Origin of the sequence: Ralstonia mannitolilytica, from assembly GCF_905397375.1 — a bacterium.
In the GTDB taxonomy this organism is placed as follows: Bacteria; Pseudomonadota; Gammaproteobacteria; order Burkholderiales; family Burkholderiaceae; genus Ralstonia; species Ralstonia mannitolilytica.
Genome location: NZ_CAJPVG010000005.1, coordinates 88,823 through 110,874 on the forward strand (window position 1 = coordinate 88,823; position 22,052 = coordinate 110,874).

Below are 22,052 nucleotides of genomic sequence, written 5' to 3' on the forward strand. Positions count from 1 at the left end.
GGGAGACCCGCATGCAGCTGCGCACCCTCGTCCTGGTGGCCGCACTGGCCTGGAGCGCGGCGGCCCAGCCGCAGACGCCGGAGGCCTCTGCCCCAGCCGCCGGCACCGCAACGCCGTCCGCCGCCATCGGCAGCTTTGCCGCCATGGACGTCGCCAGGCAGACGGCATGGCTCGGCAGCCAGGTCCACGCCAATGCCTTCGCCAACTGGTCCGACGAGGACATCCTCGCCATGGCCCAGGCCATGAAGCCCGAGACGCTGGTGCGCTGGCTGCGCGCCGAAGTCGCCAAGCTGCCCGAGTACGAATACCGCATGCGCCGCCAGGAGCGCGTGAAAGAACAGTGGCAAAGCCAGCCCTCCCTCATGCTGGTGCGCTACCGCAACGCGCCGCGCCAGGTGTATGCGCGCTGGCTCAAGGGCGGCGCGCATGCCGGCCAGGAAATCCTCTACGACGAGACTGTGCGCAAGGACGAGATGTACGGCCACCTGGGCGGCGTCTTCGGCTTTGCGGCCATCTGGAGTGCGCTGGATGGCGCGCTGGCGAAATCGCAGTCCAACCACACGGCGCGGGAGCTGGGCCTGCAGTTCATCGTCGATTCCGTCGAGCGCGACGGACGCGCGCATGTCGCGGCCGGCGGCACCGGCAAGTTCAACGACGCCCGGGTCGTCACCGAAAACGGCGAGCGCATGCTGCGGCTGACCTGGGATGCGCCCGGCGGGCCGCCGGCGTTCTACGCCAAGCGCGTGAGCCTGTATTTCGACCTCCGGAACCCATGGGTTCGCATAGAAGAATCGTGGGACGAATCGGGCAACCAGCTCGAGAAAATCGTCATCGAAAGCGTGACGCGCAAGACGTGGAGCGACCAGACCTTCAACCCCAAAAACCCGGAATACAAGTTTTAGTGCACCGCCCGCGGACCGTTGTGCACCAAGGCACCGCCGGCCGGCGGACGGTATGAAACGAGACTAGGGGAAACCCCTTGTTGCGTGCGTACCAGCTAGAGGAAAGCTTCGGTCAATCCGGCGAAAACGCTGCGTTATGCTGCGAAAACACAAATCGCCCCACCCGGCGAAATAACAATCCCATCCAGAGAGACAACCACATGAACCGCACTGCCCGCCGCTTTGCCGCAGCGCTTGCCTGCGCTGCCGCCAGCACCTTCGCTGGCTCCCTGGCCCATGCCCAATCCACCGCCGAGGCCAATGTCGCCGCAAGCGCCAGCACGGGCGCCGAAGGCTCCGGCGGCGGTGGCGGCGGGTTCGGCAAGTTCATGGACGACTACGTCTGGGGCCGCAACGTGATGGCGATGGGCTGGTTCTACATCCGCCCGATGGACTCCGCCACGCCGCTGACGACCACCACCAGCGCGCTGGGCCTGGGCACGTACCAGTCGCCGGGAACTGACGTGAAAGTCAGCAACGCCAACACGCTGTCGCTCACGTTCACGCACTTCTTTACCGACAACCTCGCCGGCACGTTCGTGGGCGGCGTACCGCCGAAATTCAACCTCTACGGCAGCGGCAACGTGATCGCGCCGGTGCCCGTCGTCGGTCCGCTCACACTCATCAACCTGGGCCTGCCGCAGAACAACCCCGTCGCGACCGTGCGCGAGTGGAGCCCGGCCATCGTCGCGCAGTACTACTTCGGCACCAAGGAGAGCAAGTTCCGCCCGTTCCTCGGTGCCGGCGTGAGCTACAACTTCTTCACCAACCTGCGCCTGAACTCGAACTTCGTGAATGCGCTGCAGAACCTCGGGCAGGTCCTGCAGCTCGGCATGGGCCAGGTCCCGACCGGGCCGGCCAAGGTGACAGCGGAAACGTCGAGCTCCTGGACGCCGGTGGCCAACGTGGGCGTGTCGTATGAATTCGCCAAGAACTGGACTGCCATCGGCACCGTGTCGTACCTGCCGCTGAAGACGACCTCGACGATCACGATCCGCAGCCAGCAGGGCCAGGTGCTGGCCGTCAACAAGACCGACATCAAGGTCGACCCGATCGTCTTCGGGCTGGCGATCGGTTACAAGTTCTAAGTGGCCGACCGGCCGGCCGGCCGTGCTGGCCGGGCCATTGATCCACGGCAAACGCCACCTCCGGGTGGCGTTTTTCGTTGCGGCGCGACCCGATATGATGGCGGGAGTTTGCTGCCGCCCTTCTGGCCAGCCGTCCCACCTTTCCTGCCCCGCCCATGACCCAGCCTTCCATCGCCATCGTCGGAGCCGGCATTGCCGGTGTTGCCTGTGCCAATGCGCTCGCCGCGGAGGGCATCGCCGCCACGGTCTACGAGCGTGCCGGCGGCGTGGGCGGCCGGCTGGCCACCACGGTGCTGCCCGAGGGGGCGCCCGCCTATGCGTTCGACCACGGCGCGCAGTCGTTCAACGTACGCAGCGAGGCCTTCCGCCGCGCAGTGGACGCGGCCCGCCGGCAGGGCTCGGTGATGCCCTGGCCGGCACGCTGGGGCCATCGCACCGCAGACGCGCTGCAGCCCGACACGCGCGACGAAGCCCGCTACGTCGGCCTGCCCGGCATGGGCGCGCTGGTGCGCAGCCTCGCCACGCCGCTCGACGTGCGATTCGGCCATGCCGTCACGCGCGTGGCCCACGACGGCCGCCGCTGGACTCTCGAGCGCCACGGCGCGGAAGCCGTCCACGCCGACATCGTCGCCCTCGCCCTGCCGGCGCCCGAGCTGCCGGCGCTGTTCCATGGCGCAACGCCGGCCTCGTTGCAGGAGACCATCGCCCCGGTCGGCTACGCCCCGTGCTGGGCGCTGATGATGGGCTTCGCCCAACCGCTGAGCGTGCCCTACGACGGCATCCGCATCGACGATGACATGCTCGCCTGGGCCGCCCGCGACAATACCAAGCCGGGCCGCGTGATGGTCGACGAATCGTGGGTCGTGCATGCGTCGCCGGGCTGGTCTGCCGCGCACGCGCACGACACCCCGGAGCAGGCGCTGCACGCCATGCATGCCCGCTTTGCCGAGGTCTTCCCCGGCATGCCGGAGCCGGACGTGATGGCCGCGCACCTGTGGCCGCACGCGCTCGTGGAGCAGCCCGCCGGCGTGCCGTGCCACTGGGACGCCGCCACCCGCCTGGGCGCCTGCGGCGACTGGTGCGAAGGGCCGCGCGTGGAGGCCGCCTTCCTCAGCGGTGTCGCGCTGGCCGCACAGATTGCCGGGGCGCGATAGGAACCTACCTGCCGGCGTTACAATGTCGGGTTGTCTCGTGTTTCGTGTGCCGGGTCGCTCACCCGGCGGTGGCTTTCCCCTGACGACGCCATGCGCACCCGACGCCAAGTCCTCGCCCTAGCCTTTGCCGCCGCCGCTGCAGCGGCAACGGTTTCGCTGTCCGCCCGTGCGCAGGTGCTGCGCAATATCCCGGCGACGGCGCCGGCGGCCCAGTTGACCGTCAATTCGGCCAACACCGGCACGCTGAGCACCGGCAGCACCGGCCTGGTCCGCATCCTGCTGCTCGGTTTCGGCAGCAGCAGCGCCGATATCCGCTTCGCTCCGGGTGTGCGGATCCTGTCGCTGGACGGGCGCCTGCTGCCGCCGGGTTCGGTGGTCGGCCAGACGTTCAAGGTGCGCTACCAGCTCGACCTGTATCAGCAGCTGCTGACCGCCTGGGTGGTCAGCGACGAGGATTACAAGGCCGCGGTGGCCGCGCAGGCCCAGAGCCCGTCGCAATAGCGCAGTCCGCAACCCCACGAAATACGTGCCCCCAGGTCAACCACTGTGAACGGCACATGAAAAAAGTCTTCATCAAAACCTACGGCTGCCAGATGAACGAGTACGACTCGGACAAGATGTCCGACGTGCTCAATGCGGCTGAAGGCCTCGTCCCCACCGACACGCCCGAAGATGCGGACGTGATTCTCTTCAACACGTGCTCCGTGCGCGAAAAGGCGCAGGAAAAGGTGTTTTCCGAACTCGGTCGCGTGAAAGCGCTCAAGGCGCTCAAGCCGGACCTCGTGGTGGGCGTGGGCGGCTGCGTCGCGAGCCAGGAAGGAGCGTCCATCGTGGCGCGCGCGCCTTACGTGGACGTCGTCTTCGGCCCGCAGACGCTGCACCGCCTGCCGGAGTTGATCGCCGCGCGCCGCCGCACGGGCCGCTCGCAGGTCGACGTGTCGTTCCCCGAGATCGAAAAGTTCGACCACCTGCCGCCGGCGCGCGTGGAAGGCGCCACCGCGTTCGTGTCGATCATGGAAGGCTGCTCGAAATACTGCAGCTATTGCGTGGTGCCGTACACGCGCGGCGAGGAGGTCTCCCGCCCGTTCGACGACGTGCTCGCCGAGGTGGCCGGCCTGGCCGAACAGGGCGTGCGCGAAGTCACGCTGCTGGGCCAGAACGTCAACGCCTACATCGGCAAGATGGGCGACACGAACGAGCGGGCCGATTTCGCGCTGCTGCTCGAATACGTGGCCGAGATTCCCGGGATCGAGCGCATCCGCTACACGACGAGCCATCCGAAGGAATTCACCTCGCGCCTGATCGAGGCGTACGCGACCAACCGCAAGCTGGTCGACCACCTGCACCTGCCCGTGCAGCACGGCTCCGACCGCATCCTGATGGCGATGAAGCGCGGCTACACGGTCCTCGAATACAAGAGCATCATCCGCAAGCTGCGCGCGATCCGGCCGAACATCTCCATCGCCACGGACTTCATCGTCGGCTTCCCGGGCGAGACCGATGCGGACTTCGCCAAGACGATGGACCTGATTCACGAGATCGGGTACGACAACTCGTTCAGCTTCATCTACAGCCCGCGCCCCGGCACGCCGGCGGCCAACCTGCAGGACGACACGCCGCACGCGGTAAAGCTCGAGCGCCTGAAGCTGCTGCAATCGACCATCGACGCCAACATGGTCCGCATCAGCGAGGGCATGGTCGGCAGCGTGCAGCGGATTCTCGTGGAAGGCCCGTCGCGCAAGGACCCGACCGAACTGCACGGCCGCACCGAGAACAACCGCGTGGTCAACTTCGCCCTGCCCGATCTGCCGCAGGCGCGCCGCGACCAGCTCGTCGGCCAGATGCTGGACGTGCGCATCGTCCATGCGTATCCGCACTCGCTGCGCGGCGAAGTGGTGGCGGACGCGGTCAACTGATCATCGACACAGACCGATTTGATGAAACCGACCCTCGCTGAATTCACCGCGCCCAAGAACGACAACGCGCGCCTGCAGAACCTGTGCGGGCCGCTCGATGAGAACCTGCGGCAGATCGAGCAGGCGCTGGACGTGACGATCAACCGGCGCGGCAGCAAGTTCACCGTGCGCGGCGCCAACGCGCAAGGCGCAGCGAATGCCCTGGAAACGTTCTACAACGCCGCGCGCGAGCCGCTGTCGGTGGATGACATCCAGCTTGGCCTGGTCGAGACGCGCCAGGTGGCCGCACACGGCGCACACCTGCCGGCGTCCCACCTCGAAACGTCGGACGGCAACGACCTCTCGCCGGTGCTGCATACGCGCCGCACCGACCTGCACGGCCGCACGCCGATGCAGCGCCAGTACCTGCGCCACATCCTCTCGCACGACCTGTCGTTCGGCATCGGCCCGGCGGGCACGGGCAAGACCTACCTGGCCGTTGCCTGCGCGGTGGATGCTCTCGAGCGCGACGCCATCAAGCGCATCGTGCTGACGCGCCCAGCCGTGGAAGCCGGCGAGCGGCTGGGTTTCCTGCCCGGCGACCTCGCCCAGAAGGTGGACCCGTACCTGCGTCCGCTGTACGACGCGCTGTACGACCTGCTCGGCTTCGACAAGACGCAGAAGATGTTCGAGCGGCAGATGATCGAGATCGCGCCGCTCGCCTACATGCGCGGCCGCACGCTCAATCACGCATTCATCATCCTCGACGAAGCGCAGAACACCACGCCTGAGCAGATGAAGATGTTCCTCACGCGGATCGGCTTCGGCTCCAAGGCCGTCATCACCGGCGACACCACGCAGATCGACCTGCCGCGCGGACAGAAGAGCGGCCTGGTGGAAGCGCAGCATGTGCTGCGCGACGTGCGCGGCGTGGCAATGACCCGCTTTTCCAGCATCGACGTCGTGCGCCACCCGCTGGTGGCCCGCATCGTCGAGGCCTATGACGAATTCCATGCCCAGCATAAAGATGCATAAGGACGCCTGAACGTGGCCAAAGCGAACACCAAGACCAAAAGCAAGAAGATCCAACCTCAAGCCACCGGCCCGCGCGTCGACGTATTCGACGCCAAGGGCAAGCCGAAGACCGTGGACGCCAGCGCCCTGCGCATCGCGTTCGCCGACGGCCGCAGCCTGATCGTGAGCCTGCCGGACACGGCCGACGGCGCCATCACGCTCGTCGCCGAGCACTCCGATGCCAACACGCATGCCATGCTGTCGCTGCGCCCCGAGCACCACGACAGCATCACGCTGCAGATCGAAAGCGTCGAAGCCGATGCGACGCAGCCCGCTGAAGCCGAAGACATCGACGAGGCATTCGGCGGCGCAGAGATGCTCACGCTCGACCTGACCGTGCAGCACGGCGATGAACTGAAGGCCGCCGCCCGCAAGGCGCTGCCCAAGGAGCAGGACATCGAGGCGTGGATCGCGCCGGCGCTGTTTGCCGATGCGCAGCTCAACGTGCGCTTCGTCGGCGAGGAGGAGGGCCGCACGCTCAATCGCACGTACCGCGGCAAGGACTACGCCACCAATGTGCTGACTTTCTCCTACGCAGAGAACGAGGATGACCCGGTCTCGGCCGATATCGTGCTGTGCCACCCGGTGGTCGTGAACGAGGCGAAGGAGCAGGGCAAGCCGGTGCTTGCCCACTACGCGCACCTGATCGTGCACGGCGCGCTCCACGCGCAAGGGTACGACCACGAAGACCCCGCCGATGCCGAAGAGATGGAAGGCATCGAAACGCAGATCCTCGGCGAACTCGGTTTTGCCGATCCGTACGCCGATCGCTGAAGCGCATCGCCCCCCTGCAACGCCGGCTCCATGCCGGCGTTTTGCTTTGCGGGCCCGGATGTTTCAGTCCTGAATCGTCTCCCGGTTTGCCGCGCGTCCAGCCCTGACACCGGTTGGCGGCCGGTCCTCCGCCATTTGGCGCATGGGCGCGCCCGTCAAACCGCGCATGCGTACGGCTTTTGGCATCGGTCATTCGACACGTGCGCCGTGTCCGTACGGCCCATGGGCTCGCGCGACGTCGATTCCTATCCTCGACGCATAAGCCGCCACTCGAGCGTGCTGAATCCATCGGCGCGAACGAGCGCCATCGGGCCAACCCGCGCACAGACCGGCACGGCCCAGCGGGGAGGTCATCATGCGTCAACGCTTCATGGACAGCATTCCGTGGACCACGCTGCTCGTCGGCGTGGGTGTCGGCACCGCGCTAGCCGTCACGCCCGGAACGGCACGCGCCGATCACCGGCAGTCATGCTACGCAGGCATCGTCGTCGTATTCGACGGTGCGTGGCATCCGGGCGCCGTGGTGGGCTGCCGCACGGTGAACGTATCGGACAGCAACAATGTGGTCGGTGCGGAAATCAACCTGATGGTTGCGCAAGGGACGATCCGGCCGCGCGTGCAGGCCGTCGTCGGCAGCACGAGCGTGCAGGCACTCATCGGCGGCGGCTATGACTTTGCGAGCAGCAAGGCGCTGATGGGGGTGGGCGTCACGGGCGACCACTGGCTGGCGGGCCTCGACAAGGAGCTCGCCGGACGCTGGACAGCCTACGGCGGCGCGAGCACGCTCGGCCGGTATCACGGCAACTCGCACCCGGTGGCCGCCGCACCGGCTACCGCACCGACAAGCAACAACACCAGCCCGCCGCCCAACGACAACAACGCACCAGGCAAGCCCAGCCCGACGCCCGCTCCCGCACCCGGCACATCGCCGAGCCCCGGCCCGACGCCAGCACCCGGCCCCGGTGCGACGCCGACGCCGACGCCGACGCCGACGCCGACGCCGACGCCGACGCCGACTCCGACGCCGACTCCGACTCCGACTCCGACTCCGACTCCGACACCAACACCAACACCAACACCAACACCGACGCCGACGCCGACCCCGGCACCGGTTCCATCCCCGTGCGGAAGCTGCCACGGCGGGCATCATCATGGCGGCCATCACCATGGCCACGATCACGATCATGGCCACGACGGCGAGCACGGTCACCATGGCGGCAGCGGCGGCCCACACGGAGGAGACCACGGTGGGGACGGTGACCATGGCCGCCACAGTGGCGACCACGACCATGGCGGCGACGGCGACCACGACGGCCAAGGCCACGACCATGGCGGTCATCATGACCGGGCTGGCGATGGCGACCATGACCGCAGCCGCCATAGTGACGACACCGGACAAGGCGGTCGCAAAGGCGGCGACCACGACGGCGGCCATCATCGGGGCGACGATTAGCACCGCACTCGGGCCGGCCTCCGGAAGTGAAAATCCACGCACTTCCATAGAGCCGGCTGCCACCGGCTGTCATCTGGGCGCGAGGTCTTTTGGTGTATGCTGGCCCGATGTTTAACGACGCGCGACCGCGCCATGAATGATCCGTATCCCAGTCCGAAGCCAGCCGACAAACCTCGCTCGCTGCTGGAACGCCTGACCGACCTCATCTCGCCCGAGCCCGAATCGCGGGCCGAGCTTCTCGAAATCCTCCAAGACGCCCACGCGCGCAATCTCATCGACGCCGACTCCCTGTCGATGATCGAAGGCGTGTTTCAGGTCTCCGACCTGTGTGCGCGAGACATCATGATCCCGCGCGCCCAGATGGACGCGATCAACATCGCCGACGCGCCGTCCGAGTTCATTCCCTTCGTGCAGGAAGCCGCGCATTCGCGCTTTCCGGTGTACGAGGGCAGCCGGGACAACATCATCGGCATCCTGCTGGCCAAGGATCTGCTGCGCTTCTATACGGACGAAGGCTTCGACGTGCGCGACATGCTGCGCCCGGCCGTGTTCATCCCGGAGTCCAAGCGGCTGAACGTCCTGCTGCGTGACTTCCGCGTCAACCGCAACCACATTGCCATCGTCGTCGATGAATACGGCGGCGTGGCCGGCCTCATCACCATCGAAGACGTGCTCGAGCAGATCGTCGGCGATATCGAAGACGAGTACGACTTCGACCAGGAAGAAGACAACATCCTGCCCACCGCCGACGGCCACATGCGCGTGCGCGGCCTGACCGAGATCAGCCAGTTCAACGAGGCGTTCGGCACGCAGTTCTCCGACGAGGACGTCGATACGATCGGCGGGCTGCTGTCCAATCACCTGGGCCGCGTGCCGCACCGCGGCGAGAAGATCGTCATGGGCTCGCTGCAGTTCGACGTGCTGCGCGCCGATGCGCGCCAGGTGCAGGTCCTGCTCGTGCGCCGCGTCGCCTCGCCGGCCGGCGGCAGCGCTGCGGCCGCGTCTTCCGGTTCCAACCCCGCCTGATCCTTTCCGTGCCCGCTCTGTTCTCTTCGCCTGCCGCCGATTCGTCCCGCCGGCAGGACACCCCGGTCGTGCCGCTTGCACGCTTGCGTCTGGCCATGCCGCTGGCGGCGCTGCTCGGCGTCATGCACACGCTGTCGTTCGCGCCGAACCATTGGTGGTGGCTGCAGATCCTGTCGCTCGCGGGGCTGGCGGCGCTGGCCGAGCGCGCACCGCGTCTGCGTGATGCCGCGTGGGTCGGCTATGCCTTCGGGCTGGGCTGGTTCCTGTCTGGCATCTGGTGGCTCTACATCAGCATGCACGTCTACGGCGACATGCCGGCGTGGATGGCCGCGCTGGCGGTGCTGCTGTTCTCCGGGTACCTGGCGCTGCATCCCGCCCTGGCGGCGTGGGCCTGGCAATGGCTCACCCGAGGTCGACGCGGCGGCCAGTGGGCGGGTGCCGCATCGGCGCTCACGTTCGGGGCGGCGTGGGCGGTGACGGAATGGCTGCGCGGCACCGTGTGGACGGGCTTTCCGTGGATCAACGGCGGCTACGCGCATACCGATGGCCCGCTGGCCGGCTACGCACCGCTGGTGGGCGTGTACGGCATCGTGCTCATCGCCGCGGCGCTGGCGGGCCTGCTGTGCGTGGCCGCCGAGCGCCGCCTGCCCTGGCTGGCCGGCATCGCGGCCGCGATCGTGCTGGTCGCCGGCTGGCCGCTGCACGGCATTGCGTGGACGCAACCGGTGGGCAGGCCGATCTCCGTGCGCCTCCTGCAGGGCAACGTGCCGCAGGACGTGAAGTTCCAGCAGACCGGCATCGAGCGCTCGCTGGCGCTGTACACCAAGCTCGTCACCGAAAAGCCCGCGCAACTGGTGGTCACGCCCGAGACGGCGTTCCCGATCATGATCCAGGAGATGCCGCAGGAGATTGCGCTGGCCCTGCGCACGTATGCGGACACGACCGGCTCCAGCATCCTGTTCGGCGCCGCCAGCGAGGATTCGCGCGTCGATTACACCAACAGCGTGTTCGGCATCGGCCCCGACTTCCATGGCGTGTACCGCTACAACAAGCACCACCTCGTGCCGTTCGGCGAGTTCATCCCCTTCGGCTTCCACTGGTTCGTCAACATGATGAACATGCCGCTGGGCGACTTCCGCCGCGGCCAGCGCGTGCAGCCGCCCATGACGGTCGCGAGCCAGCGCGTCGCGCCCAACATCTGCTACGAGGATCTGTTTGGCGAAGAGATCGCTGCGTCGCTGCGGCACGCGGACCACCCCGCCACGATGCTCGCCAATGTGACGAACCTGGCATGGTTTGGCGACACGATCGCGCTGGACCAGCACCTGCAGATCTCCCGCATGCGAGCCCTGGAAACCGGCCGCCCGATGCTGCGCGCGACCAACACCGGCGCCACCGCCGTGATCCGTCCGGACGGCACCGTGCAGGCGCGCCTGCCCGCCTTCACGCTGGGTACGCTGCAGGCCGATGTGCAGGGCATGCAAGGCCTGACGCCGTTTGTACGCGCCGGCAACACGCCTGCGCTGGGCGTGAGCCTGCTGGTGCTGCTGGTTGTGCTGGCGCGCCGTCGGCGGGCGGCAGCGCACTGATCGACGACGGCCCGGAGGGCTTTGCAGCCACTTTCCGGGACGGCCGACAAAAAACGCTAAAATTCAACGTTTTACGGCGGGCACCGCAGCAAAACGCGCGGTGCCCGCCGCTGCATTCCACCGCCGCGCAGCACTGTGCTGCCTCGACGGACCTTCGGGACCACCATGCTTACTTTCCAGCAACTCATTCTCAAGCTGCAGTCGTACTGGGACGCCCAGGGCTGCGCCCTGCTGCAACCGATTGACCTCGAAGTCGGCGCCGGCACCTCGCACGTCCACACCTTCCTGCGCGCCATCGGCCCGGAACCCTGGCGTGCGGCCTACGTGCAACCGTCGCGCCGCCCCAAGGACGGTCGCTACGGCGAGAACCCGAACCGCCTGCAGCACTACTACCAGTACCAGGTGGTGCTCAAGCCGGCACCCGAGAACATCCTCGACCTGTACCTGGGCTCGCTGGAAGCGCTGGGCCTGGACCTGAAGCAGAACGACGTCCGCTTCGTCGAAGACGACTGGGAGAACCCGACGCTCGGCGCGTGGGGTCTGGGCTGGGAAGTCTGGCTCAACGGCATGGAGGTCACGCAGTTCACGTACTTCCAGCAGGTGGGCGGCCTCGACTGCAAGCCCGTCACGGGCGAAATCACGTACGGCATCGAGCGCCTGGCGATGTACATCCAGCAGGTCGAGAACGTCTACGACCTTGTCTGGACGGAATGGGAAGAGCCGGGCCCCAACGGCCCCGTCAAGCGCCGCCTGACCTACGGCGACGTCTACCACCAGAACGAAGTCGAGCAATCGACCTACAACTTCGAGCAGGCCGACACCGCCGTGCTGTTCCGCCGCTTTGCCGAGCATGAAGCCGAGGCCAAGCGCCTGATGGGCGTGCGCGAGGAAGGTGCGGCGGACGACGGCGCACCGGTCGTGCAGCTCGCCCTGCCCGCCTACGAGCAGGTGCTCAAGGCCGGCCACACGTTCAACCTGCTGGATGCACGGGGCGCCATCTCGGTGACGGAGCGCGCGGCTTACATCGGCCGCATCCGCAACCTGTCGCGTCTGGTCGCGCAGGCCTATTACGACTCGCGCGAGCGCCTGGGCTTTCCGATGTGCGGCACGGCCGCGGCCGGTGCCAAGACCGCGGAGGCCGCATGACCGCCGTCCGTGCACGGCGTGGATTGGCGCTGCTGACGGCCGCGGCCGTTGCTGCGCTGGCGCTGCCGACAGGCGTGGCACAGGCCGCGCGGCACCGCACTTCCAAGCCAACATCGGCCGAGAAGATCTTTGTCGTGCCCAGCAGCCTCACGCAGCTGTGCGTGGCCGATTCCAAACCGCTGCAACAGGCGCTGAGCACGGCATGGACGCCGCCGCCGCCCTCGCTCGACCAATGGACGAGCCTCGCGCGCACCATGGCGTGCGACCTGTCCGGCGCGCGCGATCTGGGCTGGCACCGCGTGCCGCTGCGCACGTATGCGACGGCCCTGCGCTTCCCGTTCACCTGGGTGGAATGGCAAGGCTCCGGTGCAAAGGCACAGCGCCGCGCGCGCGTCTTCCGCTCGTTGGGACAACTGCCGAGCCGGCTGGAGTTCAACGTATCGGGCACGCTGCAGGAAGTGCGCTACGACGCCCGCCGCGGCACGCTTTCCGCCCGCTTCCTGCGCCGCGACGCCGCCACGCCCGGGACCAACCCCGCGCCGATCGCGCCGCCGCCCCCGCCGGGCCAGTGCGCGGGCACGCAGTTGCAGTTCCAGCAGCAGAACGGCGTGTGGCTGCTTTCCGCCGTGGAACCCGTGCCCGGATCGCCTTGCTGAGCCCCCATTACGTAATTGCCGCCCATGGAACGTGAGCGGCGCAGAACAACGACGTCACCGATTTTCAACGCTATGTCCACCCTCCTGATCGAACTGCTGACCGAAGAACTGCCGCCCAAGGCGCTGGCCCGTCTGGGCGACGCGTTTGCGCGCGGCCTGTTTGATGGTCTGTCGGCGCAAGGCCTGCTTGAAGAAGGCGCTGCCGTGGAAGGCTTTGCCACGCCGCGCCGCCTGGCGGCATCGATCACCGGTGTGCGCCGTGCGGCGCCCGATCGCGAACTGCGCGAGAAGGTGCTGCCCGTGACGATCGCCTTCGACGCCGAGGGCAAACCCGCCGCGCCGCTCATCAAGAAGCTGGCTGCACTGGCCAAGACGGTCGGTGTGGAGACGATCGCTCCCGAGTCGCTCGAGCGCGCGCCGGACGGCAAGGCGGAGTCGCTGTTCTACCGCTACACCGCGCGCGGCGCCGTGCTGGCCGATGGGCTGCAGACCGCGCTGTCTCAGACCATCGCCAGCCTGCCGATCCCGAAGGTGATGACGTACCAGCGCCCGAACGGCGAGAACGTCCAGTTCGTGCGTCCGGCACACAAGCTCGTCGCCCTGCTCGATAGCGAGATCATTCCCGCGAGCGTGCTCGGCCTGCAATCGGGCAACGTGACGCTGGGCCACCGCTTCCTGTCGGCCGGTGAAATCGTCATCAAGGACGCTGCGTCCTACGCGAGCACGCTCGAAGCACAGGGCAAGGTCATCGCGAGCTACGCCAAGCGCCGCGAAGCCATTCGCGCCGAGCTGCTCAGGACGGCCGGCAACGATACGGTGGTGATGCCCGAAGCGCTGCTGGATGAAGTCAACGCGCTGGTCGAATGGCCCGTGGTCTACCCGTGCCACTTCGAGGAAGCGTTCCTCGCCGTGCCGCAGGAATGCCTGATCCTGACCATGCAGACGAACCAGAAGTACTTCGCGCTGACGGACGCCCAAGGCAACCTGCGCAACCGCTTCCTGATCGTCTCGAACCTGGCCACGAGCACGCCCGAAGCCATCATCGAAGGCAACGAGCGCGTGGTGCGCCCGCGCCTGGCCGACGCCCGCTTCTTCTTCGAGCAGGACAAGAAGAAGCCGCTGGCCGACCGCGTGCCGCTGCTCTCGCGCGTGGTCTATCACAACAAGATCGGCACGCAGCTGGAGCGTGTCTCGCGCCTGCAGGCGATCGCCGGTCAACTCGCAGAAAAGCTGGGCGCCGATGTCGCGCACGCCTCGCGAGCTGCGCTGCTGGCCAAGGCCGACCTGCTGACCGACATGGTCGGCGAGTTCCCCGAGCTGCAGGGCACGATGGGCACCTACTACGCCCGCCACGACGGCGAACCCGACGACGTGGCGCTGGCCTGCTCGGAGCACTACCAGCCGCGCTTTGCTGGCGACGCGCTGCCCAGCTCCGCCACCGGCACCGTGGTCGCGCTGGCCGACAAGCTCGAAACGCTGGTCGGCATCTGGGGCATCGGCCTGCAACCGACGGGCGAGAAAGACCCGTTCGCGCTGCGCCGCCACGCGCTCGGCATCCTGCGCATGCTGATCGAGAAGCCGCTGACGCTGACCATCGACGACGCGTTGCAGACGGCTGCCGCGAGCTTCGACGGCATCGCGGCCGTCAAGCCGGACCTGGCCGCCATCACGGACTTCCTGTACGACCGCCTGCGCGGCTATCTGAAGGACAAGGGGTACAGCACCAACGAGGTGGAAGCCGTGGTCAGCCAGCGCCCGCAACGCCTCGATGACATCGTCGCGCGCCTCGAAGCCGTGCGTGCGTTTGCCGCCCTGCCGCAGGCCGAATCGCTGGCTGCCGCCAACAAGCGGATCACGAACATCCTGAAGAAGACCGACGCGGCCATCGGGGCGGTGCAGCCGCAGCTGCTCAAGGAAGACGCCGAGCGCGCCCTGCACGATGCAGTCGCCTCGTCCGAGCCGCAAGTGGACAATGCCTTTGCGCGCGGCGATTTCACCACCGCCCTGAAGACGTTGGCCGGCCTGCGCGAAGCGGTCGACACCTTCTTCGACGGTGTGATGGTGATGGCCGACGACACCGCGCTGCGCAACAACCGTCTCGCGCTGCTGGGCCAGCTGCACGGCCTGATGAACCGCGTGGCGGACATCTCCAAGCTGGCCGCCTGAGCCTCGTCCGGAGCCTGCCATGCCGCATGTCCCCAAGCTGGTGATCCTCGACCGCGACGGCGTCATCAACCTCGACAGCGATCAGTTCATCAAGTCGCCCGACGAGTGGATCGCCATCGACGGCAGCCTGGAAGCCATTGCCGAACTGAACCAGGCCGGCTACCAGGTCGTGGTGGCGACCAACCAGTCAGGCATCGGGCGCGGGCTGTTCGAGGCCGCCGCACTCAACGCGATGCACGAGAAGATGTACAAGGCGCTCGCCACGTTCGGCGGGCGCGTCGATGCGGTCTTCTTCTGCCCGCACACCGCCGCGGACGCGTGCGAATGCCGCAAGCCCAAGGCCGGCATGCTGCGCGAGATTGCCCGGCGCTTCGACGTGGACCTGTCGGGCGTGCCCGTGGTCGGCGATTCGCTGCGCGACCTGCAGGCCGGCGTGGAGGTTGGCGCCGTGCCGCATCTCGTGCTGACCGGCAAGGGCGCCAAGACGCGCGATGCCGGCAACCTGCCGCCCGGCACCCAGATTCACCAGGACCTGCGCGCGTTCGCGCGCGCGCTGCTTTCGCCCGCACCGCACGGCACGCCGTCACGGGCACCCTGAACCCGCACCATGACCTTCATCCGCTCGCTGCTGTTCCTGGTCTACCTGATCGTCTATACGCCGCTGCATGCGGTGTTCTGCTTCATCACGTTTCCGTTTCTGAATCCGCATCGGCGTTTCTGGGTCGCGGCCGCGTGGACCAAGATCACGCTGTGGGTGGCAAGCTGGCTCGTCGGCATCCGCTGGAAGTACGAAGGCTGGGAACACGTTGAGGCGGCCGTCGCCAGCAACAAGCCCATTGTGCTGCTCTCCAAGCACCAGTCTGCGTGGGAAACGCTGGCGTTTCCGGCCACCATGCCCCGGCCGCTGTGCTATGTCTTCAAGCGCGAACTGCTGTACGTGCCGTTCTTCGGGTGGGCGCTTGGCATGCTGAAGATGGTGCACATCAACCGCAAGGACGGCGCCAACGCGTTCGCCTCGGTGGCGCGCCAGGGCAAGGCGCGCATGGCCGACGGCGCGTGGATGATCATGTTCCCTGAAGGCACGCGTACGCCGGTTGGCGCACCCAATCCGCGCTACAAGAGCGGCGGCGCGCGCTTTGCCGTCGACACCGGCGCATGGGTGCTGCCCATCGCGCTCAATTCCGGGCGGCTGTGGCCGCGCAACGCGTTCCTCAAGCATCCCGGCCTGATCACGGTGTCTGTCGGCCCCGCCATTTCGAGCGCCGGCAAGACAAGCGATGAGCTCAACCGCGAAGTCCAGACATGGATCGAAACCGAAATGCGTAGAATCGACGCCGACAGCTACCGCGAGCCCGCATGAAACTGCTGCGCCCACCGACTTCGCCCACCGCCGCCGACAGCGCTCAGCTCGAGCTGCCGTTGCTCGCGCCCGAGGCGCCGTCGGAGCCTGGTGCGCCGTCGGACGCCAGCCTGCTCGCGCCGCCGGCATTCGACCCTTCCACCGTGCCGTTGGGCCCCAACCAGCGCCGGCTGGCGCTGGGCGAACGCGCGCTCGTCTACAACCTGAAGCGTTCTTCGCGGCGCACCATCGGCTTTGTCATCGATGACCGCGGCTTGTCGATCACGGCGCCGCGCTGGGTCACGCTTGCCGAGATCGAGCACGCCATCGCCGAAAAGCAGAAGTGGATCTTCGCCAAGCTGGCCGAATGGCGCAGCAGTGCCGCACGCCGCGTGCTGCCGCCCATGGCATGGGAAGACGGCGCAACGCTGCCCTTCCTCGGCAAGACGATCACGCTCAAGCTGGAATCGCCCATCGGCGCGCTGATGTTCGATGCCGACACGTGCATGCTGCACCTTGGCCTGCCGCCCTCCGCGACCGAACAGCAGATCAAGGACCGCGTGCAGGGCTGGCTGCAGACGCAGGCGCGGCGCCTCTTCGGCGAGCGCCTCGACGTGTATGCCGAGCGCCTGGGCGTGCGGCACAGTGCGTATGCGCTGTCTTCGGCTGCCACGCGCTGGGGAAGCTGCACGGCCGACGGCAAGATCCGCCTGAACTGGCGGCTCGTGCACTTTCCGCTGAGCCTGATCGACTACGTGGTCGCGCACGAACTCGCGCATCTGAAGGAGATGAACCACAGCCCCCGCTTCTGGGACACGGTCGAGTCGATCTTCCCCGAGTTCCGCGAAGCGCGCGAGCAGCTGCGCTCGCATCCGCCAGAATACCTGCCAGCGTTTTGATTCGCTGGCGCAGGGGTGGTCGGACCGGGGGGCTCTGCACGTTGGGCAACACCCTCCTACAATATCGCCTTCCCCCGCAGTCCCCACGAAGGAAATCCCATGCGAATGCTTCACACCATGCTGCGCGTCGGCGACATGCAGCGCTCGATCGACTTCTACACCAAGGTGCTCGGCATGCAACTGCTGCGCACCAGCGACAACCCCGAATACAAGTACTCGCTCGCCTTCGTCGGCTACGGCCCGGAAGCCAGCAACACCGTCATCGAACTGACCTACAACTACGGTGTGAGCGAGTACGAGCTCGGCACCGCGTTCGGCCATCTCGCCATCGAGGTGGAGAACGCCGCGGAGGCCTGCGAGCAGATCCGCAAGGCCGGCGGCAAGGTCACGCGCGAAGCCGGCCCCGTCAAGGGCGGCAGCACCATCATCGCCTTCGTGGAAGATCCGGACGGCTACAAGATCGAACTGATCCAGGCCCGCTCGATGCCCGATGGCAACCGCCACTAACCTCACGCGCCGGCCCCTGGACGCCACCGCCATCAGCCTGATGGTGGTGCTGTGCATGTGCTGGGGCTTTCAACAGGTTGCCATCAAGGTGGCGGCGCACGACGTCGGGCCCGTCATGCAGGCCGGCGTGCGCTCGGCGATTGCGTCGGTGCTGGTGCTCGCCTTTGCAATGTGGCGCGGCACGGCCCTCTCGGTGCGCGACGGCACGTTGCCCGGCGGGCTCGTGGCGGGCCTGCTGTTCGGCGTCGAGTTCCTGTGCATCTTCATCGGCCTGAGCTACACCACGGCCTCGCGCATGGCGGTGTTTCTCTACACCGCCCCGATCTTCACCGCGCTCGGCCTGCACTTCTTCGTGCCCGGCGAGCACCTGCGCCCGCGTCAGTGGACCGGCATCGGCATCGCCTTTGCAGGGATCGTGCTGGCCTTTGCCGACGGCATCCTGCACCCTGCCGCCGGTCCGTCCACGTCGTTGGGCGATGCGCTCGGCGTGGCGGCAGGCGCGCTGTGGGGCGCGACGACCATCGTCGTGCGGGCGAGCAAGCTCTCGGAAGCGCCGGCCGCCAAGACACTGCTGTACCAACTCGCGGTGTCCGCCGTGATGCTGATGGTGATGGCCGCCGGCACGGGGCAGATCGCCACGGCCAACCTCACGCCGACCGCGCTGGCGAGCCTGGCCTACCAGGCCGTGCTGATTGCGTTCGCGAGCTACCTGACGTGGTTCTGGCTGCTGCGCCGCTACCTGGCGTCGCGCCTGTCGGTGTTCTCGTTCCTGACGCCGCTGTTTGGCGTGGCCTTCGGCGTCTTGCTGCTGCACGAGCCGGTGGGCCTGCGCTTTGCGCTGGCCGCGGTACTGGTGCTCTCCGGCATCCTGCTCGTCAACCTTCGGTGATATCCGGGAAGCTGCCGGCGATGCGCTCGGCCGGCAGCGCGTTGGCCACCGCCACGAAGTCCTCCACCGGCACCTCTTCGGCGCGCCGTCCCAGATCGAAGCCGAGCGCATCGAAATCGACCACGTCGCGCAACGCGCCCAGCGTGTTGCGCAGCACCTTGCGCCGCTGCGAGAACCCCATCGTCACCACCGTGCCGAGGGCGCGCATGTCGACCGGCGCATACGGCGATTTGCCGGCCGGCCACGGGATCATCCGCACCACGGCCGAATCGACCTTCGGTGGCGGATTGAACGAGCCCGGCGGCACATCGAGCACCGGCTCCATGTAGTACCGCACCTGCAGCATCACCGACAGCCGGCTGAACGCCTTGCTGCCCGGCGCGGCCACCATGCGGTCGACCACTTCCTTCTGCAGCATGAAGTGCTGGTCGCGCACGCGGTCGGCAAACGCCGCGAGGTGGAACAGCAGCGGGCTCGAGATGTTGTACGGCAGGTTGCCGACGATGCGCAGCGGCCGCCCCGCCTCATGCAGCGCGCCAAAATCGAACGCCAGCGCATCGCCGGCATGCACGATCAGCCGATCGCCGAAACGCTTCTGCAGGCGCGCGACGAGGTCGCGGTCCAGCTCGACCACCTGCAGCGTGCGCACGCGGTCCATCAACGGTATGGTCAGCGCGCCGAGGCCGGGGCCGATTTCAACGAGCACGTCGTCGGGCTGCGGATCAATGGCGGCAACGATGGCGTGGATCACGCCGTCGTCGACCAGGAAGTTCTGGCCGAAGCGCTTGCGGGCCTGGTGCCCCTGGTGTACGCCGGTCGTGGATCGTGCCATCGCGAAACTCGTGTCGGGAAAGGTGAAATCAGGAACGTAGATCGTGCCGGGCCATGGCAATGGCAGTGTCGATCGCCTCGATCATGCTGCCGAAGTCGGCGCGGCCGGTGCCCGCGAGGTTCAGCGCCGTGCCGTGGTCGACCGACGTGCGCACGAACGGCAGCCCCAGCGTGATGTTCACGCCATGGCCGAACGTGCCGTACTTGAGCGGCGCCAGGCCTTGGTCGTGATACATCGCCAGCACGCAGTCGGCATCGGCCAGCAAGCGCGGCTGGAACAGCGTATCGGCCGGATACGGGCCCCGCGCGTTGATGCCGCGTGCCAGCGCCCGCGCAATGGCCGGCTCGATCACCTCGATCTCTTCGCGGCCCAGATGCCCCGATTCGCCGGCGTGGGGGTTCAGCCCGGTCACGAGGATGCGCGGGGCGTTCAGCCCGAAGCGCGCACGCAAATCACGCGCGACGATATCGAGCGTCTCGTCGAGCACGGCCGGCGTGATCGCGTCCGGCACCTCGCGCAAGGGCAGATGCGTCGTCGCCAGGGCCACGCGCAGCATGGCGTTGCCGTGCGCCGGCTGCGGGCCGGCCAGCATCATCACCACACGCGGCGTGCGGCTGCGCTCGGCGAGATATTCGGTGTGGCCCGTGAAGGGCACCCCGGCATCATTGATCGTGCTCTTCTGCACCGGTGCCGTGACCATTGCGTCATAGCGCACGCCGTCGGGCGCGGGGGCCAGGCAGCCGTCAATGGCGGCATCGAGCAGCTCCAGCACGTAATGCCCGTTGGCGGCATCGAGCACGCCCGCTCGCGCCGGCGCGCCGAGAGGACGTTCCACGATCGTCAACGCCGTCGACGCCACGCGCCAGAAATCGCCCTGCCCGAGCGCGTCTGCACGCGCCTGCAGCAAGGCCGCATCGCCGATCACGTGCCAATGCACGTCGGCATAGCGCGCCGGGCCCTGCCGCGCGATGTGCAGCAAAGCCGCCACGGTGATGTCGGGACCGATGCCGGCGGGCTCTCCGGTGGTGATGGCGATGTTCAGCATGGAACGTTCATTGCAACGTGTTCGGTCGGTAAAAACGCCACGGCCGCCCGCAGGCGGCCGTGAGCGATGCGGACATCCGCCAGCTTACTGCTGACGGTTCACGCGATACTCCACGTGCGCCGTATCGCGCAGCTCGCGGAGCCAGTCTTCGTACGCAGCCTGGATCTTCTGCTCGCGGATCACCGAGCGCGCATAGTCGCGCTGGCGGTCCACCGGCACTTCAGCCTCGCGGCGGCCCTCCACCTGGATCAGGTGCACGCCGAACTGGCTCTGCACCGGCTGCGAGATATCGCCCGGCTTCAGTTCGTTCATCGCGTGTTCGAACTCCGGCACGAGCTGGCCCGGCGACACCCAACCCAGCTCACCGCCCGCGCTGGCCGAGCCATCCTGCGAGTAACGGCGCGCCGCATCGCCAAAGTCGTAGCCGTGGACGATGCGATCACGCAATCCCGCCAGCTGGCGGCGTGCATCGTCTGCCGACATGGTCGGCCCGGTCTTGATCAGGATGTGGCGCACCTGCGTCTGCTGGACCTTGGCGGCGATGGCCGTGCTCGGGGCGCGCTTCTCCAGCAGCTTCAGCACGTGGAAGCCGGCGGGGCTCTCGACGACCTGGCTCGCCACCTGGCCGGCCTTCATGTCGACGACCGCGTTGGCGAACACCGCCGGCAGGCGACCGATCGGGCGCAGCCCCAGCTCACCACCTTGCGCGGCATCCTGGGCCGCGGAATTGTCACGCGCCAGTCTGGCGAAATCTGCGCCGCCCTGGGCTTGCCTGAGCAGGCCTTCTGCCTTGCTGCGAGCCGCCGCCTTCTGCGCATCCGTGGCGTCTTCGGGCACCGGTACGAGAATCTGCGCGACGTTGTATTGCTCTTCGCCGGCGGGTGCCGCGCCACCGCCCTGCTGCGCGAGGTAGTTGTCGATCTCGCCGTCGTAGACCTGCACCTTGGAGTCGACCTCGCGCTCGCGCAGGCGCGCCAGCAGAATCTCCTGGCGCAGGTCGGCGCGGTATTTGTCGTACGGCATGCCTGCCTCCGCCAGCTTGCCCTTGAGCTGCGCCACCGACAGGTTGTTGCGCTGGGCCACGCTTTCCACGGCGCGGTCCACGTCGGCGTCGGACACGCGGATGCCGCTCTCCTTGGCTGTCTGTGCCTGGACGCGCTCCAGGATCAGCTGCTCGAGCACCTCACCGAGCAGGTTGGCGCGCGGGGGCAGCGGACGGTTCTGCGCGCGGAAGGTCCGCTCGACGAGGTCGGCGCGGTTCAGCAGTTCGCGGCGGGTGATGACGTCGGTATTGACCACGGCCGCCACCTCGTCGACAAGCTGGCTGCGCTGCGTGCCCGCGGCGGTCGGGCCCGGCAGCGTGCCCTGCAGCAGCGGCTGCGTCGGCGACGAGCCCGGGTTCGCAAAGATGCCGCGCACCGCGGGCGCACCCTTCTTTGTCGATTGCGCCTGCTGGGCATGAGCCGCGGGCGACAGCATGGTCCCGGCCATGAGCGCGACCAGCACGCCAGTCGCCACACGCAGGCGGCCCAGTGGAGCCACGCGCGTGGCAAAAGCGGTCGATTGGAAAGCCATGATG

Annotated in this window: 21 protein-coding genes; 18 read left to right on the forward strand and 3 right to left on the reverse strand. The window is 67.6% G+C overall.

Translation table 11 applies throughout. From position 1 onward, the window contains the following. Positions 1–11 precede the first annotated feature (11 nt). The 18 genes from KHN96_RS12010 to KHN96_RS12095 all read left to right on the forward strand — a co-directional run bounded on the left by KHN96_RS12010 (position 12) and on the right by KHN96_RS12095 (position 18,596). Complete coding sequence (locus KHN96_RS12010; protein ID WP_045785854.1) at positions 12–902, forward strand: DUF1571 domain-containing protein; 891 nt, start codon at positions 12–14, stop codon at positions 900–902. A 200-nt stretch (positions 903–1,102) separates the two neighbouring features. Next, on the forward strand, positions 1,103–2,029 hold the full coding sequence (locus KHN96_RS12015) for an OmpW/AlkL family protein (protein WP_062739044.1): 927 nt from the start codon (positions 1,103–1,105) through the stop codon (positions 2,027–2,029). 155 nt (positions 2,030–2,184) lie between these two features. After that, entirely contained in the window at positions 2,185–3,183 is a 999-nt protein-coding gene (locus KHN96_RS12020) for an NAD(P)/FAD-dependent oxidoreductase (RefSeq protein WP_045785852.1), read from the forward strand. Positions 3,184–3,273: 90 nt separating this feature from the next. After that, positions 3,274–3,684, forward strand: a complete 411-nt coding sequence (locus tag KHN96_RS12025; protein ID WP_045785851.1) for a hypothetical protein — start codon at positions 3,274–3,276, stop codon at positions 3,682–3,684. Positions 3,685–3,740: 56 nt separating this feature from the next. Continuing rightward, positions 3,741–5,099, forward strand: coding sequence for a tRNA (N6-isopentenyl adenosine(37)-C2)-methylthiotransferase MiaB (miaB, locus tag KHN96_RS12030; protein ID WP_062739045.1), 1,359 nt, complete (start codon positions 3,741–3,743; stop codon positions 5,097–5,099). Positions 5,100–5,120: 21 nt separating this feature from the next. Beyond that, positions 5,121–6,113 (forward strand): PhoH family protein, encoded by a 993-nt coding sequence (locus KHN96_RS12035; RefSeq protein ID WP_045785849.1) that lies wholly within the window; start codon positions 5,121–5,123, stop codon positions 6,111–6,113. A gap of 6 nt (positions 6,114–6,119) precedes the next feature. Beyond that, on the forward strand, positions 6,120–6,926 hold the full coding sequence (gene ybeY / locus KHN96_RS12040) for an rRNA maturation RNase YbeY (protein ID WP_115043826.1): 807 nt from the start codon (positions 6,120–6,122) through the stop codon (positions 6,924–6,926). 355 nt (positions 6,927–7,281) lie between these two features. Next, positions 7,282–8,379: a hypothetical protein gene (locus KHN96_RS12045; protein WP_244855871.1), complete on the forward strand. Its 1,098-nt coding sequence runs from the start codon at positions 7,282–7,284 to the stop codon at positions 8,377–8,379. Between the two features lie 132 nt (positions 8,380–8,511). After that, complete coding sequence (locus KHN96_RS12050) at positions 8,512–9,405, forward strand: CorC family transporter (protein WP_045785845.1); 894 nt, start codon at positions 8,512–8,514, stop codon at positions 9,403–9,405. Between the two features lie 68 nt (positions 9,406–9,473). Continuing rightward, positions 9,474–10,994, forward strand: a complete 1,521-nt coding sequence (gene lnt / locus KHN96_RS12055; protein ID WP_062739048.1) for an apolipoprotein N-acyltransferase — start codon at positions 9,474–9,476, stop codon at positions 10,992–10,994. A gap of 165 nt (positions 10,995–11,159) precedes the next feature. After that, positions 11,160–12,140 (forward strand): glycine--tRNA ligase subunit alpha, encoded by a 981-nt coding sequence (glyQ, locus tag KHN96_RS12060; RefSeq protein ID WP_045785843.1) that lies wholly within the window; start codon positions 11,160–11,162, stop codon positions 12,138–12,140. After that, the gene (locus KHN96_RS12065; protein WP_045785842.1) at positions 12,137–12,796 is read left to right on the forward strand and encodes a hypothetical protein; all 660 of its coding nucleotides are present in this window, start codon (positions 12,137–12,139) and stop codon (positions 12,794–12,796) included. Before glyQ ends, KHN96_RS12065 begins: the two co-directional genes overlap by 4 nt. A 72-nt stretch (positions 12,797–12,868) precedes the next feature. After that, entirely contained in the window at positions 12,869–14,962 is a 2,094-nt protein-coding gene (glyS, locus tag KHN96_RS12070; protein WP_062739051.1) for a glycine--tRNA ligase subunit beta, read from the forward strand. Between the two features lie 19 nt (positions 14,963–14,981). Beyond that, the gene (gmhB, locus tag KHN96_RS12075; protein ID WP_045785840.1) at positions 14,982–15,560 is read left to right on the forward strand and encodes a D-glycero-beta-D-manno-heptose 1,7-bisphosphate 7-phosphatase; all 579 of its coding nucleotides are present in this window, start codon (positions 14,982–14,984) and stop codon (positions 15,558–15,560) included. Between the two features lie 9 nt (positions 15,561–15,569). Then, the gene (locus tag KHN96_RS12080; RefSeq protein ID WP_045785839.1) at positions 15,570–16,322 is read left to right on the forward strand and encodes a lysophospholipid acyltransferase family protein; all 753 of its coding nucleotides are present in this window, start codon (positions 15,570–15,572) and stop codon (positions 16,320–16,322) included. After that, complete coding sequence (locus KHN96_RS12085) at positions 16,319–17,200, forward strand: M48 family metallopeptidase (RefSeq protein ID WP_045785838.1); 882 nt, start codon at positions 16,319–16,321, stop codon at positions 17,198–17,200. Before KHN96_RS12080 ends, KHN96_RS12085 begins: the two co-directional genes overlap by 4 nt. A 99-nt stretch (positions 17,201–17,299) precedes the next feature. After that, positions 17,300–17,707, forward strand: coding sequence for a lactoylglutathione lyase (gene gloA, locus KHN96_RS12090; RefSeq protein ID WP_045785837.1), 408 nt, complete (start codon positions 17,300–17,302; stop codon positions 17,705–17,707). Further along, positions 17,691–18,596: a DMT family transporter gene (locus tag KHN96_RS12095; RefSeq protein WP_045785836.1), complete on the forward strand. Its 906-nt coding sequence runs from the start codon at positions 17,691–17,693 to the stop codon at positions 18,594–18,596. Before gloA ends, KHN96_RS12095 begins: the two co-directional genes overlap by 17 nt. On the opposite strand, the gene rsmA is transcribed toward KHN96_RS12095, so the two are convergent. The 3 genes from rsmA to KHN96_RS12110 form a co-directional block, all read right to left on the reverse strand. Next, positions 18,583–19,428 (reverse strand): 16S rRNA (adenine(1518)-N(6)/adenine(1519)-N(6))-dimethyltransferase RsmA, encoded by an 846-nt coding sequence (gene rsmA, locus KHN96_RS12100; RefSeq protein WP_045785835.1) that lies wholly within the window; start codon positions 19,426–19,428, stop codon positions 18,583–18,585. The two genes, KHN96_RS12095 and rsmA, sit on opposite strands and share 14 nt — an antisense overlap. Positions 19,429–19,456: 28 nt before the next feature. Continuing rightward, complete coding sequence (pdxA, locus tag KHN96_RS12105; protein WP_062739053.1) at positions 19,457–20,473, reverse strand: 4-hydroxythreonine-4-phosphate dehydrogenase PdxA; 1,017 nt, start codon at positions 20,471–20,473, stop codon at positions 19,457–19,459. 84 nt (positions 20,474–20,557) lie between these two features. After that, complete coding sequence (locus KHN96_RS12110; RefSeq protein ID WP_181817390.1) at positions 20,558–22,048, reverse strand: peptidylprolyl isomerase; 1,491 nt, start codon at positions 22,046–22,048, stop codon at positions 20,558–20,560. Between the last annotated feature and the right edge of the window lie 4 nt (positions 22,049–22,052).

Bases quoted from the DNA above. Each gene is read 5' to 3' on its own strand.
- KHN96_RS12010 (WP_045785854.1), top strand. From the start codon at position 12: ATGCAGCTGCGCACCCTCGTCCTGGTGGCCGCACTGGCCTGGAGCGCG.
- KHN96_RS12015 (WP_062739044.1), top strand. From the start codon at position 1,103: ATGAACCGCACTGCCCGCCGCTTTGCCGCAGCGCTTGCCTGCGCTGCC.
- KHN96_RS12020 (WP_045785852.1), top strand. From the start codon at position 2,185: ATGACCCAGCCTTCCATCGCCATCGTCGGAGCCGGCATTGCCGGTGTT.
- KHN96_RS12025 (WP_045785851.1), top strand. From the start codon at position 3,274: ATGCGCACCCGACGCCAAGTCCTCGCCCTAGCCTTTGCCGCCGCCGCT.
- miaB (WP_062739045.1), top strand. From the start codon at position 3,741: ATGAAAAAAGTCTTCATCAAAACCTACGGCTGCCAGATGAACGAGTAC.
- KHN96_RS12035 (WP_045785849.1), top strand. From the start codon at position 5,121: ATGAAACCGACCCTCGCTGAATTCACCGCGCCCAAGAACGACAACGCG.
- KHN96_RS12045 (WP_244855871.1), top strand. From the start codon at position 7,282: ATGCGTCAACGCTTCATGGACAGCATTCCGTGGACCACGCTGCTCGTC.
- KHN96_RS12050 (WP_045785845.1), top strand. From the start codon at position 8,512: ATGAATGATCCGTATCCCAGTCCGAAGCCAGCCGACAAACCTCGCTCG.
- glyQ (WP_045785843.1), top strand. From the start codon at position 11,160: ATGCTTACTTTCCAGCAACTCATTCTCAAGCTGCAGTCGTACTGGGAC.
- KHN96_RS12065 (WP_045785842.1), top strand. From the start codon at position 12,137: ATGACCGCCGTCCGTGCACGGCGTGGATTGGCGCTGCTGACGGCCGCG.
- glyS (WP_062739051.1), top strand. From the start codon at position 12,869: ATGTCCACCCTCCTGATCGAACTGCTGACCGAAGAACTGCCGCCCAAG.
- gmhB (WP_045785840.1), top strand. From the start codon at position 14,982: ATGCCGCATGTCCCCAAGCTGGTGATCCTCGACCGCGACGGCGTCATC.
- KHN96_RS12080 (WP_045785839.1), top strand. From the start codon at position 15,570: ATGACCTTCATCCGCTCGCTGCTGTTCCTGGTCTACCTGATCGTCTAT.
- KHN96_RS12085 (WP_045785838.1), top strand. From the start codon at position 16,319: ATGAAACTGCTGCGCCCACCGACTTCGCCCACCGCCGCCGACAGCGCT.
- gloA (WP_045785837.1), top strand. From the start codon at position 17,300: ATGCGAATGCTTCACACCATGCTGCGCGTCGGCGACATGCAGCGCTCG.
- KHN96_RS12095 (WP_045785836.1), top strand. From the start codon at position 17,691: ATGGCAACCGCCACTAACCTCACGCGCCGGCCCCTGGACGCCACCGCC.
- rsmA (WP_045785835.1), bottom strand. From the start codon at position 19,428: ATGGCACGATCCACGACCGGCGTACACCAGGGGCACCAGGCCCGCAAG.
- pdxA (WP_062739053.1), bottom strand. From the start codon at position 20,473: ATGCTGAACATCGCCATCACCACCGGAGAGCCCGCCGGCATCGGTCCC.
- KHN96_RS12110 (WP_181817390.1), bottom strand. From the start codon at position 22,048: ATGGCTTTCCAATCGACCGCTTTTGCCACGCGCGTGGCTCCACTGGGC.